This is a genomic window from Streptomyces lavendulae subsp. lavendulae (assembly GCF_002803845.1).
Classification (GTDB): Bacteria; Actinomycetota; Actinomycetes; order Streptomycetales; family Streptomycetaceae; genus Streptomyces; species Streptomyces lavendulae.
The window spans coordinates 8,363,237-8,376,143 of sequence record NZ_CP024985.1; the positions used below are offsets into that span (position 1 = coordinate 8,363,237).

Sequence of the window (12,907 nt, forward strand, 5' to 3'; positions counted from 1 at the left end):
CCGTCCGCAGTCCTGGGGAAGGGGTTAGGGGACGACGATGGAGAAAGAGGCGTCTTCGTAGACGCCGGGCTTTCCGGTGATGACGAGGAAGGTGTCGGTGCGGGTCCCGCACGAGGGGTGGGGCCACATCGAGATCCGGATGTCGTATTCGAAACTGATGTACTGCAGGGTGGCGGTGGGGACGAGCTTGCGGATGTCGAGGTCCTTGTCCTCCAGCTCGACGCAGTAGTGGCCCGCGGCGGGCTTGGTGACGGCTTCGATGCCCTTGGAGCGGTTGACGCTGCCGTTGGCGTTGACCACGGCCGCGGCCTGTGCGTAGGGGGCGGTCACCTTCGCGGCGCCGGGGGGTGCGGCCACCGCTGTTCCCGCCCATGTTCCGCCGACGAGGAGACCGAGGGCGACGCTGGTCCACACGGCTGCGCGGGTCTTCTTGCTCATGGGCATGTGCAGTTTTCCCCTCTGTAGTGGGTGCCTGCGGCCTCCCCGGGCCGTCGGCACACCCCGACGCTAGGGGCGCCGCCACGGCCTTCATGGTCCTCACGCGGTGAAACCACCGGTTGAGGGGGCGCGGGAGGTGCTCGTCCCGGACCGAGGCGCGCCCTCGGCGCGTGGGGCAAGGGCTTCCACGGGCGGGGTTTGCCCCGGACCTGGGGACGGACTGCGGGTGTGCAGTGGCGTTTCGCCGGAGCATCGAGCGCTCCGGGAGGGTGAACCCGCCTCTGCAGGGCTGTCCTTGGCCGCTTTGCAGCGGATACAGCCGGCGCATGATGATCATGATGCGGTCCGCTGTCGCGGCTGCTGCCGCTCTTGCCCGGACTCTGTCTCTGCCCATTGCCGCGCACACGGCTGGGCCCGCCGCGCCGACTGCAGCCGCTGTGCCGCAGGTGTTGATCGCGGAGGCGGTCCAGGCGCCGCAGATCGGTCCGGGCTGCACCCTGACCGGGGGGCTGTGGTGGAGCTACTACGACGAGCGTGAGGTCGACCGCGGCACGACCTCCGGCCGTATCGCGGCCGCGCTCGGCCACCACGGCATACGGGGCGCTGAACCATGTCCGATCTCGCCTCCTTCATTCCGGCGGCGCTGGGGACCGTGGCCGTCCTCGTCCGGCTCCCCAGCCTGCGCAGGAACACCCGCGATCCCCTTCTCCGGGCCGTGGTGGTGTCCCTGCTGGCGGCCACGGGGGTCTTCTACTTCGGGGCGACCTCGACGATCGTCAAGGTCAACGAGATCACGGGCGTGCCGAACTTCGCCGCGCCCCTCCTCTACTCGCTCCTGATGGCCTGCTGTGGATCCGGCATCATCCTGATCATCAACTGGCGAGGTGGCCCGCCCGCCTGCATCCGGCGGTCCACAGGCTGGTGCTGCGCGGGAACGTACGCGGCCCTGGCCGTCGCGATGTACGCGCGCTCTCCGCCCTCGGCGAGGCACGGGTCGAACGGCTGGAGGACCTGGACACCTACTACGCCAACACCCCGTACATCCGCGAAATGATCGTGCTCTACCTGGTCGGCCACTCCGCCGCCGCGGTGATCATGGCGTCCCTGTGCCGGCGCTGGCTGAGCGATGTGTCCCAGGAGCTGCGGGTGGGCCTGGCCCTCGTGATCGCGGGCTACACCAGCACCCTCGGCTTCGACGTGTGCAAGTTCGCGGCCGTCGGCGCCCGATGGGCCGGAACGGACTGGGACGTCCTGAGCACCGAGGTGGCACGGCCGTTCGTCACGGTCTCCTTCTGCCTCATCCTCCTCGGTTTCGGCCTGCCCCTCGCCGTGCAGCGCTTCAAGGGACCCTGGCGGGACTGGACCCGGTACCGCCGGCTGGGCACCCCTGTCCCGCCTGCTGCACGGGCTGACGCCGACCACGGCGGTGGTCAGGATGCCCCTGCTCTCCACGGTGGGCGTACGCCGGCTGCACCGCGAATCGGGCATCCACGACGGACTGCTCACGACGACGTGACGGCGGTCTCGGACGGCGCCGGACTGGCCAGGCGGCTGCTGCGGTACACGACGCGCGAGCGCGTCGCCTCTCTCGCGCGGGCCGGCTTCAGGCCCACGCCGGCGAAGCGGCGGCTGGCCGGCGGTTCCCTGGCGATGCACATCGTGCGGGTCAACGGTTTCCCCCGCCGTCCTCGCCGTCCTCGCCGTCCTCGGCGACCGGGTCGTGGGCGCCGTGGTGTTCGAAGTCAGCGACGGCAGGGTCGCGTCCCTGTGCGGCATCGCCGCGGCGGACCGGCTGACGCGCCTGGCCGGGGCGTGGCGGCGGAGCGAACCCGGCGCGCCGGTCATCGACGCGTGGTGACCGGGGCGGTCAGGTCCGATCGGCCTCGACGGATGGGGCGCGGTCGTCGGAGCGCCGGCGGGCCGGCCCGCCGGCCGGCCACGCCCGCCCCGGCGGTCCGCGAGGTGGGGCGCGGTGATCCGTAACCGCCCGGTCAGCTCGACGCGTCCGGCCGCCCGGGAGCCTCCAGCCGGGTCAGTTCCTCCGCGCTCAGCCGGAGCGTCGCGGCGCGGGCCGAGTCCCGTACGGAGGCCGGGCGGCTCGCGCCCGGGACCGGGATCACCGCCGGGGAGCGGGCCAGCAGCCACGCCAGGGCCACCTGCTGCGGGCTGACGCCGTGCTCGGCCGCGATGTGGTGGAAGGCGGTGTCCGCCGACGTCTGCCCGGAGGGGCCGTCGAGGGAGCTGCGGGAGATCCCGCCGAGCGGGCTCCAGGGCAGGAACGCCAGCCCCAGGCGGGCGCTCAGCCGCACTTCGGGCTCGCCGTCGCGCACGGCGGCCGAGTACCGGTTCTGGACGGAGACGAGCCCGTCGCCGAGGATCTCGTGCGCCTCGCGGATCTGACCGGTGCTCACGTTCGAGATCCCGGCGGCGCGGATCACGCCGGCGTCGAGCAGCTCGCGCAGGGCGCCGACGGACTCCGCCCAGGGCACGGCCGGGTCCGGCTTGTGCAGCTGGTACAGCCCGATCGCGTCGACGCCCAGGCGCCTGGCCGAGACTTCGGCCGCGCGCTTGAGGTGGGCGGGGCTGCCGGTGACGGTCCAGCTGCCGTCGCCCGGGCGTCCGCGGCCGCCCTTGGTGGCGATCAGGACGTCGGAGGTGTCACCGCCGTAGCGGGCCAGGGCGCGGGCGATGAGCAGTTCGTTGTGCCCGGTCTCGTCGGCGTGCCAGTGGTAGCTGTCGGCGGTGTCGATGAGCGTGATGCCGGCATCGAGGGCCGCATGGACGGTCGCGATGGCCCGTGCCTCGTCCGGTCGGTGCTCGATGGACAGCGGCATGGCGCCCAGGCCGATGGCGCTGACGGTGGTGTCTCCGATGGTGCGGTACCGCATGGTGGCTCTGTTTCCTCAGGTGGTGGGGGCGGCGGACGCGACGAGGGCCTCGGCAACGGCGCCGGGCAGCCAGTCGGCCGTGCGGGAGAAGGCGAAGCCCAGCTCCTTCGCGCGGGCATTGCTCATGGCGTAGTGGCGGTCGAAGGAGAACGGAGAGGCGGTCTCGCCCGCCGCGGCGGTCCGGTAGACGGGCTCCCGGCCGGTCTGCGCGGCGACGGTCGCGGCCAGGTCGCGCACGTCGAGCAGGTCGTCGGAGCAAGCGTTGAGCGGGCCGGTGAAGTCGCTGCCGGTCGCCGCCCACCGCAGCAGGTCGGCCAGTTCCGCGTAGTGGATGAACACCGTGGGCAGGGCCCTCGCGTGCACGGTGATCTCTTCGCCGTGGGCGACGCGCTCGGTGTAGTGCGCCAGTCGGCCGGTGAATTCCCGTCCTCCGCCGCCGAGTACGTGTGCGCTGCGCACGGAGGCGAACGCGAAGCCGCCGGCGCGGGTGAAGACGGCCTCCGCCTGGCGCTTGCCTTCGGCGTAGTGCGCCTCCAGGTAGGCCTCGTCCTGCCAGGGCAGGTCCATGGCCACCGGCCAGGCACCCGGGTCCACGTTCTCCTCCGGGACCGGGGCTCCTGCCGGGTCCGGCAGTGCGGCGCCCGCCGGGTCGTAGACCTCGATCGTGGAGGTCATGACGTAGCGCCGGGCGCGGCCGGCGAAGGCGCGGGCGGCGATCGCGGCCTGCACGGGGGTGTAGCAGACCTGATCGACCACCACGTCGAAGGTGCGGGCGCCGAGTACGGCGACGAGGGCCGCCTCGTCGTTGCGGTCGACGACCAGGTGCTCGACGCCGGCGGGCGGCGGGGTGGAGCCGCGGTTGATCACTGTGACCTGGTGGCCGTCGGCTTGCAGGCGCTCCACCAGGAGCTTTCCGAAGTATCGGCTTCCGCCGATGACGCAGATCCTTTGCATGCCCCCATCCTCGGCACGTGGCGTCTTCAGCAGAAGTGGCCGCTTACTGCATGGGTGTTAAGGAATTCTGTTGACCGACGTGCGGCGGCTCCGCGTCCTTCGGGCGGAGGCGTCACTCCGCCCCGGCCTGGGCGCGGCGGGCGTACGCGCGGGCGGCGCGGGCCCGGTCGCCGCAGCGGGTGGAGCACCAGTGGCGGCGGCCGTGGCGCAGCAGGTAGCGGTTGCAGGGGGCGGAGCCGCAGGCGGTGAGGCGTTCGGCGTCCGGGGAGGTGAGGAGGTCGGCGGCGTCGGCGGCGAGGGCCGCCAGGGCGTGGTCGACGATCGCGGTGGTGGGGTGGGTGGTGGCGCGGTAGGGGCCATTCTTGTCGTCCCAGGCCAGCAGCGGGGCGGTCGGGACGCGGGTCATCGCGTCGTTGACGGCCCGGACGGCGGCGGGGAGGGCGGGGAGCCCGGCGGCGCGGGCCGCGAACAACGACCTGATCTGTTCGCGCAGCGAGCGCAGTTGCGCCGTGCACATCTCCCGCATGCCTGCGTCGGCCGGGGCGAGACCGCGTTCCGTCAGCCAGTGGTTCGCCTGTGCGGGAGTCCCCAGGAGATCGATGGTGTGCCCGCCGGGCCGCGCGACGGCGCTGTTGGCGAGGGCGAGGGAGAGGTGCTCCCGCTCGCCCTGGGCGGGCGCCACGAGGGGTTCTTCCCGTACGGACTCCTTCATGTTCCTCATGTTAAGGCTTGCGGTCATCCATGAGAAACAGCTACCGTCACCTCACGGTTAAACCAAATCTATCCGTGAGCTGCTTTCTCCGTGTCCTCTGTGCCCGCATCGACCGACCACTTCCCCGTCCGCGTCCTCGGCGGCCCGACCGCCCTCTTCGAGTACGGTGGCCTGCGCTTCCTGACCGACCCGACGTTCGACGGCCCCGGCGACTACCCGGCACCCGGCAGGACGCTCACCAAGACCGCCCCCTCCGCCGCCGCCCCCGGCGACCTCGGCGCCCTTGACGTGGTCCTGCTCTCTCACGACCAACACCCCGACAACCTCGACCACTCCGGCCGGGCCCTGCTCGCCGACGTGCCGCTCACCCTCACCACCCCCGGTGGCGGAGAGCGCCTCGGGGAGAGGGCCAAGGGCCTGGCCGACTGGGAATCCGTCGAGCTGGACCGCCCCGGTGGCGGCACGGTCACCGTGACCGGCGTACCCGCCGTTCACGGACCCGGAGCGCGCGAGGAGGTCGAGCCGATCGCCGGCCAGGTCATCGGCTTCGTCCTGACCGGCGAGGGGCTGCCCACCGTCTACGTCAGCGGCGACAACGCGTCGCTCGACGCGGTGAAGGAGATCGCCGAGCGCTTCGGCCCGGTGGACACCGCCGTACTCTTCGCCGGAGCCCCCCGCTTCCCCGTGATCTTCGACGGCCGCCTGCTGGTCCTGGACAGCGCCCAGGCCGCCGAGGCCACCCGGATCCTCGGCGCCCGCCGTGTCGTTCCCGTGCACTGCGACAGCTGGGCCCACTTCACCGAGGGCCACGCCGAACTGGAGGCCGCGTTCACCGCCGCCGGACTGGCCGACCGCCTGGACCCGGACTGGCGCCGGCCCGCCTGAGCCGGACGGGGCACCCCCCGCCGGCCGGCCCTCACTGACGCGGGACGTCGATGCCGGCCGCGCGCAGGTTCGCCTCGACCAGGGTGTTCAACCGGACGAGGGACGGCGACCGCTCCTCCCGGTGATGGTTGACCAGTCCGTACCGGGAGGCGGTGTCGGACCGGTTCCGGAACCCGTCCGCCATCGCCAGCCGCTCGCGCTCGGCCAGCAGCCTGTCGGCCAGCTCCGACGCCAGTGCGTCGATCCGCGGGTCGTCCGGATCCCAGGACATCGCCTCCCAGCCGCGCTTGGTCAGCTCGATCCATCCGGGGTCGTCGAGCCACCCTTCGAGCTGGGTCAGGAAGCTGTCGAAGAGCTCCGGCACCAGCGCCCGGGCCAGCACCAACGCCTCCCGCTGAGTGGCCACGTAGTCGGCGCCGAAGCCGAGACCGGCGAGTCCCTCCAGGACCGCGCAGGCTCGGTCGGGCAGCAGGGCCCGGTCGCCGTGGGCGAGCCGGTGCAGTGTGTCGCGCCGCGCGGTCAGGTCCTCGATCTGTTCGGTGAGCCGACGGCGGACGTCGTCCAGGGAGGCGGCGAACCGCTCGGGACCGGCGTCGAGCAGCTCCCCGATCTCGGCCAGCGGCACGCCCGCCCCGGCCAGCGTCCGTACCTGGACCAGCCGCAGCAGGTCGACCGACCCGTAACGCCGGTAACCGGAACCGTCGCGTTCCGGCTCGGCGACCAGGCCGAGCCGGTGATAGTGCCGCACCGTCTTGATCGTGACGCCGACGTACGCCGCCGCCTGACCGATCGTGAGCCCGTCTGCCATCGGCTCGGTGCACCTCCGGATCGTAGGTCCTCGGCCCGGGACCGGGCCGTGGCCGCCGGCGGCCCGCACTCCCGCCTCGCGGTCATGGGTCGGTCACGGGTCGCGGGCGGTCCCAGGGGCGAGGGTAGCGCGCATCCGTCCGGATGCCCTCACCCCTTGCGACCGGTACCGGTGACCCCAAGGTCCGCACGGGACTTGAGGTTGACCTTGGGTCAGGGTGCACGCTCCTCGCACGGCCGCTTCGACGGGGGGTCGGTGGCCACCAGGGCCACCGTCGCGCCGTCGAGCCGTGCCGGACACCTACTGCCGCGAGACGAGGAACCACCATGAGCGAGTCCCTCCACACCGTCGAGACCACCGCTGCCGGGCCGGACCGCCCCGAGCTGCGCGAGGCCATCCAGGAGATCGTCGATTCCGGTTTCGCCGGAATGCAGCTGCGCGTGAACGACGAGCGGGGCGAGTGGGTCGGCACCGCCGGGGTGCGCGAGCTGGGCGGGGCGGAGGCCCCACCGGCCGACGGGCACTTCCGGATCGGCAGCATCACCAAGACCTTCACCGCGACCCTGGTGCTGCGGCTGGTCGCGGAGGGAAGGATCGGGCTGGACGCCCCTGCGGACGACCACCTGCCCGGCTTCGGGCTGGACCGGCGGATCACCGTACGGATGCTGCTCCAGCACACCAGCGGGTTGTTCAGCTTCACCGGAGAGGTCTACGACGACGGGACGGTCGTGCCCGGTGGAGTCCCCGGGATCGGCAAGGAGTGGATGGACAACCGGTCCCGCACCTACCGGCCGGAGGAGCTGGTACGGCCCGCGCTGTCCCGGCCGGCGCGGTTCGCACCGGGGGCGGACTGGAGCTACTCCAACACCAACTACGTACTGGCCAGGCTGCTGATCGAGAAGGCCACCGGCCGTTCCCACGCCGAGGAGATGCGCCGGCTGGTCCTGGATCCGCTCGGGCTGACCGGCACCGTGGTGCCGGACGCCTCACCGGAGATCCCCGAGCCGCACGCCCACGGCTACTACGGGTACGAGGACGCCGGCCGGTGGACGGTGGCCGACACCACCCGCTTCAACCCCTCCTGGATCTCCGCCGCCGGTGACATGATCTCGACCACCCGTGACCTGCACACGTTCTTCTCCGCGCTGATGGGCGGCAGGCTCCTGCCGGCCCCGCTGCTGGCCGAGATGCGCACGCCGCACCCCAAGATGGGCTACGGCCTGGGGGTGTTCGTGGAGAAGACGGACGACGGCGGCACCATCTTCCAGCACAACGGCGGATTCTGGGGCTGGGCGGCGCTGATGTACAGCACGCCCGACGGCAGCAGGACCCTGACCGGCTCGGTGACCTGCGGGGACGCGGAGCTCGACCTGGCCGCCACGGTCCAGGCGTTCGAGAAGGTGAAGCAGCGGCTCGTCAAGGAGGTGTTCTGCGACGGGCGGACCGCGCCGGACCGGCCGACGGGCTGAGCGCGGCGGGACGGCGTACGCGGAGCTCCGTGTTCCGCGCGCCCCGCCGCGGAGTCACCTCCGGCGCACCAGGGCGGTCATCGCGGCGATGTCCGCCTCCGACCGGGCGATCGGGATCCAGGGCGGCGACAGTTCGTACTCGGCATGGACCCGGACGAGCTCGTCGGCGAAGGCGCGCACGACCTCAGGGGTGGCCGTGCCCCGCTCCGCGTGCTCGACGAACAGCTCGCAGGCTTCCACGGCGCCTTCGTACTCGTAGTCGAACTCGAACAGCGCGCAGATCGCCTCGACGGCGTGGTCGGACGAGGACAGGTGGCTCATCCCGCAGTCGAGCCCGTCGTCGCTCAGGTCGTCGGGGTACGGCGCGCGGTGCCAGGAACCGTCCTCGAACCAGTAGACGCACTCGATCCTTCCCTGGTGCAGAAGGTCGTCCCGGACTTCACGGCGCACCCACCCGGGCGCCCCGGCGAGGAGGTCGATCGCGGGCTCGTACCGCCCGACCTTGCTGGAATCGTCCTGTCCGAAGAGAACCGCCCGGCCGCCGTCGGCCCGGACCAGCACCCATCGGCTGCAACTGCTGTCGTCGTAGTGCAAGGCGCAGCCGTCGGCGCCGGCACTGTCGCCGAGCCAGTACCCGCGCCGGAAGGTCTCCTTCTCCTCCTCGGCGTCCCAGGTCACCGCGGCGAGTGCGGCCCACCGCGCCCACAACAGGCTCGCTTCCGGAAGGTCCTCCGGCCGCCCCGGACGATGAATCGTCATGCCCACCCCACACTCCCCGGTCCTTCGCGTCCGGCCACAGACCCTATCCGCGGCTGCTGAGACACCGGGGCGGCGGCCGCGGGCGGGCGTCGTCGGGTTACTTGCGGAGCCGGGCGTCCGCCGGGGGATACGAGCCGTCACCGCGGTCCGCGCCCAGGCCCGCGAGCAGGCGCAGCCCGTCCTCGGCGGGGCTGCCGGGGGGCGCGGACAGGACCAGCAGCTCCATTCCCGACTCGTCCGGCAGCGCGAAGTTCTCCTGGTGCAGTTGCAGCGGTCCGATCAGCGGATGCCGGTACGCCTTGAGTCCGTGCGTACGGGCGCGCACGTCCGCGCGGGCCCAGAGGCGGCGGAAGCGCTCGCTGCCCATCGCCAGCTCGCCGATGAGCGAGGCCAGTCGGGGGTCCTCCGGGTGCTTCCCGGCGGCCAGGCGCAGGTGCCCGACCACGTCGAGGGTGCATTGCTCCCAGTCCGCGTAGAGGCCGTCCTCGGCCTCCTCCAGGAAGATGTGCCGGGCGATGTTCAGGCCCGGCATCGGCCGGCCGAAGAGCAGCCCGGCGAGGCGGTTCCCGGCGAGCGCGTCCAGGCGGTGGTCCATGATCAGTGCGGGTGCGCCGGTGACCAGGCCGAGGACGCGCAGCAGTTCCGGCCGGACCCGCCCGCCCGGCGACTTCGCGCTGCGCCGGCGCTGCCGGGCGAGCCGGTGCAGGTGCCCGCGTTCGGTCTCGTCGAGGCCGAGGACGCGGGCGAGCGCGTCGAGGACCTGCTCGGAGGGCTGGGTCGCGCGGCCCTGCTCCAGGCGCACGTAGTAGTCGACGCTGACTCCGGACAGGTGCGCGACCTCTTCGCGGCGCAGCCCTTCGACCCGCCGGCGGCTGTCGGCGGGTATGCCGACGGCCGCCGGGTCGACCCGGGAACGCCTGGTCCGCAGGAAACCCGCAAGATCGTCCATGTCCCCAGTATGGCCTCGGAGATGCCCGTGAAGGTGGCCCTGCCGATACCAGGAAGCCCGGTCCGACGGAAGAGGAGCCCCTGAACGCCGGGCGCCGCGTCGCCCAGGATCGAAGGCATCCGATCCGAAGGAGTTCCCGTGAAGACGCTGATCGTCCACGCCCACCCCGAGCCGAAGTCGCTCAACAGCTCGCTCAAGGACCTCGCGGTGTCCACCCTGGAGGCCGCCGGGCACGAGGTGCGGGTGAGCGACCTGTACGCGATGGACTGGAAGGCGGTCGTGGACGCCGCGGACTACGGCCCCGCCGCCTCGAGTCCGCTGAGCGTCGCCCTGGACTCGGGCCGGGCCTTCAACGCCGGGACGCTCACGCCGGACGTCCTCGCCGAGCAGGAGAAACTGCTGTGGGCCGACACGGTCGTCTTCCAGTTCCCGCTGTGGTGGTACGGCATGCCCGCGATCCTCAAGGGCTGGGTGGACCGGGTGTTCACCTACCGCTTCGCGTACGGCGTCGGCGAGCACAGCGACACCAAGTACGGCGAGCGCTTCGGCGAAGGCACCCTCGCGGGCAGGAGGGCCCTGCTGTCGGTGACCGTCGGCGGCCCGGAGTCGCACTACTCCGCCCGCGGGATCAACGGCCCCATCGACGACCTGCTGTTCCCGATCCACCACGGCATCCTCTACTACCCGGGCATCGAGGTGCTGCCGCCGTTCGTGCTGCACGGCGTGGACCGGATGACGGACGTGGAGTACGCGCCCGTCGCCGAGGCCTGGCAGCGGCGCCTGCTCACCCTGGAGTCGACCGAGCCGATCGCGTTCCGGAGGCAGAACTTCGGCGACTACGAGATCCCCTCGCTGCACCTGAAGGAGGGTCTGGAGCCCGCCGGCCGCACGGGATTCGGGCTGCACGTGCGCGGCTGACCACCGGGTCCGGCGGCGCGGCCGGACCCGGCTGCACCGCCGGGGCAGCGGCCGTGCGCTCCCTGGCGAGACCCCGGACCCGGCCCGCAGCCACGCATGACCGCGGACGGTGACACCTTCGGGTGATCGCCGTACCGAGGTCTTCCGAACGACCCGTTCCGGACCGAGTCTTGACCCTCCCCCTCACTCACGGAGGCGTATCCGATGACCGGCGAGGACAGTGCAGTACGGGCGGACGAGGAGATCGCCTTCTCGTGGGACGGCGACACCCGCTGGGAGGCCGCGAAGTACATCACCCTGCGCCACATGGCCCGGCGTCTGCCGCACCTGATGAAGCGCTCCCTGTCGATCGCGTGGCGCGTCGACCGGGCGTCCGTGGCCGGGCTCCTGGCCTGCCAGGCCGTCTCCGGCATCGCGGCGGCCCTGGGCCTGTTCGCGACCACTTCGACGATCACCGCGCTCATCTCCTCCGGGAACATCACCGACCGGCTGTGGCAGGCGTGGCCATCCGTCGCGGTGCTCGCCGCCGCCGCCGGGATCAGAGCCACCCTCTACATCGTGGTCACCTGGCTGTCCTCACGCATCTCGCCCCTGCTCCAGCAGGAGTACGAGCTGATGCTGCTCGACGCGGCCACCGGCAGCGAACTCGCCGCCTACGACAGCCCCGGCTTCAAGGACCGGTGGGACAACGCCGAACGCGGCGCCGTCGTCTCCAAGGACATCATCGAGGAGGGCCAGGACCTCCTCGCCGCCCTCGCCTCCCTCCTGGCCGGCGCCGTCGTCCTCGGCACCCTCCACCCCCTCCTCCTGCCGTTCCTGGCCCTCGCCAGCCTCCCGCAGGGCATCGCCCAGGTACACAGCGCCCGCGTCACCTACCTGGCCGCCGTGAAGACGACCGGCCACAGCCGCATGATCGGCGTCCTGCGCTGGCACCTCGCCGACCGGCACTCCGCCGACCAGATCCGCGCCGGGACCATGGCGCCCTTCCTCCTCGGCAAGTACCGGCACCTCACCGACCGGGTCACCACCGTCCACCGCCAGGCCGTCACCGAAGGCGCCCGCATGGCCTTCCTCGGCGCCCTCGGCGGCGGCCTGGCCTCCGCCGTCGTCTGGGGGGTCCTGGTCGCCCTCCTCGCCACCGGCCACCTCACCGTTGCCGCCGCCGGAACCGCCGTCCTCGCGCTGCGCACCGTCACCGGCTCGGTCCAGGGCGTCGTCCGCAACGCCGCCATGATCTTCCGTACCGGCATGTACATGGACGACTGGTCGACGTTCCTGGAAGAGACCGGGGGCTACCGCCTCACCGCCGGGGAGGTCGTCCCCGGCGCCCCGCGCGAGATCCGCACCGAGAACCTCGTCTACCGCTACGAGGGCGCCGACAGGAACGCCCTCGACGGCATCGACTTCAGCGTCCGCACCGGCGAGATCGTCGCCCTGGTCGGCGAGAACGGATCCGGCAAGAGCACCCTCTCCAAGCTCCTCACCCGCCTCCACCTCCCCACCGCCGGCACGGTCACCTGGGACGGGCACCCCACGACCGCGCTCGACCCCCACGCGGCCTGGAAGCACGTCTCCCTCGTACCGCAGGACTTCTCGTGCTGGCCGATGACCGCCCGCGACAACATCACCCTCGGTCAGCCGCGCAGCGACGACGAGAAGGACGTCTGGGAAGCCGCCGCCGCGGCCGGTGCCGACGAGGTCGTGCACGAACTCCGCGCGGGCCTCTCCACCCTCCTGGCCCGCGAGTGGCTCAACGGCGCCGAACTCTCCGGCGGCCAGTGGCAGCGCGTCGCCCTGGCCCGCGCCTTCTACCGGCCCGCCGCCCTCCTGGTCCTCGACGAACCCACCTCCGCCCTCGACCCCCGCGCCGAACACCGCATCTTCGCCAACCTGCGCCGGGCCGCCCGGGACCGCGCCGTGGTCCTGGTCACCCACCGCCTCGCCAACGTCGCCGTCGCGGACCGCATCGTCGTCCTCGACCACGGCCGGGTCGTCCAGGAAGGCACCTTCGCCGAACTGTCCAGGGCGAACGGACTCTTCCGCGAGCTCCTCGAACTGCAGAACGACCGCACCGTCCCCGGCCAGCGCACCCCGAAGGAGACCACCGCGTGAACACGACGCCGCCCG

At 72.3% G+C, this 12,907-nt stretch carries 12 protein-coding genes and 2 pseudogenes; 7 read left to right on the forward strand and 7 right to left on the reverse strand.

The features are described from left to right. Positions 1-24 precede the first annotated feature (24 nt). Positions 25-438 (reverse strand): hypothetical protein, encoded by a 414-nt coding sequence (locus SLAV_RS37770; RefSeq protein ID WP_158740889.1) that lies wholly within the window; start codon positions 436-438, stop codon positions 25-27. 443 nt (positions 439-881) lie between these two features. Between SLAV_RS37770 and SLAV_RS43745 the strand changes: the two are divergent. The 3 genes and pseudogenes from SLAV_RS43745 to SLAV_RS37780 form a co-directional block, all read left to right on the forward strand. Beyond that, positions 882-980, forward strand: a pseudogene (locus SLAV_RS43745) (HNH endonuclease); the annotation flags it as partial. Between the two features lie 68 nt (positions 981-1,048). Further along, positions 1,049-1,492 carry a hypothetical protein gene (locus SLAV_RS41335; RefSeq protein WP_158740887.1) on the forward strand — a complete coding sequence of 148 codons (444 nt, stop codon included), beginning with the start codon at positions 1,049-1,051 and terminating at the stop codon, positions 1,490-1,492. 452 nt (positions 1,493-1,944) lie between these two features. Then, positions 1,945-2,296 (forward strand): annotated as a pseudogene (locus SLAV_RS37780) (RNA polymerase subunit sigma-70); the annotation flags it as partial. A gap of 133 nt (positions 2,297-2,429) precedes the next feature. On the opposite strand, the gene SLAV_RS37785 reads toward SLAV_RS37780, so the two are convergent. The 3 genes from SLAV_RS37785 to SLAV_RS37795 all read right to left on the reverse strand — a co-directional run bounded on the left by SLAV_RS37785 (position 2,430) and on the right by SLAV_RS37795 (position 4,992). Further along, a complete protein-coding gene (locus tag SLAV_RS37785) occupies positions 2,430-3,326 on the reverse strand; it encodes an aldo/keto reductase (protein ID WP_030239427.1) in 897 nt (298 codons plus the stop codon). A gap of 15 nt (positions 3,327-3,341) precedes the next feature. Further along, on the reverse strand, positions 3,342-4,280 hold the full coding sequence (locus SLAV_RS37790) for an NAD-dependent epimerase/dehydratase family protein (RefSeq protein WP_030239424.1): 939 nt from the start codon (positions 4,278-4,280) through the stop codon (positions 3,342-3,344). Positions 4,281-4,392: 112 nt separating this feature from the next. Further along, positions 4,393-4,992, reverse strand: a complete 600-nt coding sequence (locus SLAV_RS37795) for an ABATE domain-containing protein (protein ID WP_037688705.1) — start codon at positions 4,990-4,992, stop codon at positions 4,393-4,395. A 90-nt stretch (positions 4,993-5,082) separates the two neighbouring features. Here SLAV_RS37795 and SLAV_RS37800 point away from each other — a divergent pair, with 90 nt between their 5' ends. After that, positions 5,083-5,877, forward strand: a complete 795-nt coding sequence (locus SLAV_RS37800; protein ID WP_030239419.1) for an MBL fold metallo-hydrolase — start codon at positions 5,083-5,085, stop codon at positions 5,875-5,877. A gap of 31 nt (positions 5,878-5,908) precedes the next feature. Here the strand turns inward: SLAV_RS37800 and SLAV_RS37805 are convergent, their stop codons facing one another. Next, positions 5,909-6,685: a MerR family transcriptional regulator gene (locus SLAV_RS37805; RefSeq protein ID WP_030239416.1), complete on the reverse strand. Its 777-nt coding sequence runs from the start codon at positions 6,683-6,685 to the stop codon at positions 5,909-5,911. A 326-nt stretch (positions 6,686-7,011) separates the two neighbouring features. Between SLAV_RS37805 and SLAV_RS37810 the strand changes: the two genes are divergently transcribed. Beyond that, positions 7,012-8,154: a serine hydrolase domain-containing protein gene (locus SLAV_RS37810; protein WP_037688703.1), complete on the forward strand. Its 1,143-nt coding sequence runs from the start codon at positions 7,012-7,014 to the stop codon at positions 8,152-8,154. A 54-nt stretch (positions 8,155-8,208) separates the two neighbouring features. Here SLAV_RS37810 and SLAV_RS37815 read toward each other — a convergent pair whose 3' ends face one another. Together SLAV_RS37815 and SLAV_RS37820 are read right to left on the reverse strand one after the other, a co-directional pair. Further along, positions 8,209-8,913 (reverse strand): hypothetical protein, encoded by a 705-nt coding sequence (locus SLAV_RS37815; protein ID WP_158740885.1) that lies wholly within the window; start codon positions 8,911-8,913, stop codon positions 8,209-8,211. A 97-nt stretch (positions 8,914-9,010) separates the two neighbouring features. Next, positions 9,011-9,862 (reverse strand): helix-turn-helix transcriptional regulator, encoded by an 852-nt coding sequence (locus SLAV_RS37820; RefSeq protein WP_030239410.1) that lies wholly within the window; start codon positions 9,860-9,862, stop codon positions 9,011-9,013. Between the two features lie 138 nt (positions 9,863-10,000). On the opposite strand from SLAV_RS37820, the gene SLAV_RS37825 reads away from it, so the two are divergent. After that, positions 10,001-10,780 carry an NAD(P)H-dependent oxidoreductase gene (locus SLAV_RS37825; protein WP_030239407.1) on the forward strand — a complete coding sequence of 260 codons (780 nt, stop codon included), beginning with the start codon at positions 10,001-10,003 and terminating at the stop codon, positions 10,778-10,780. Between the two features lie 204 nt (positions 10,781-10,984). Then, complete coding sequence (locus SLAV_RS37830; protein WP_037688700.1) at positions 10,985-12,892, forward strand: ABC transporter ATP-binding protein; 1,908 nt, start codon at positions 10,985-10,987, stop codon at positions 12,890-12,892. Positions 12,893-12,907 lie beyond the last annotated feature (15 nt).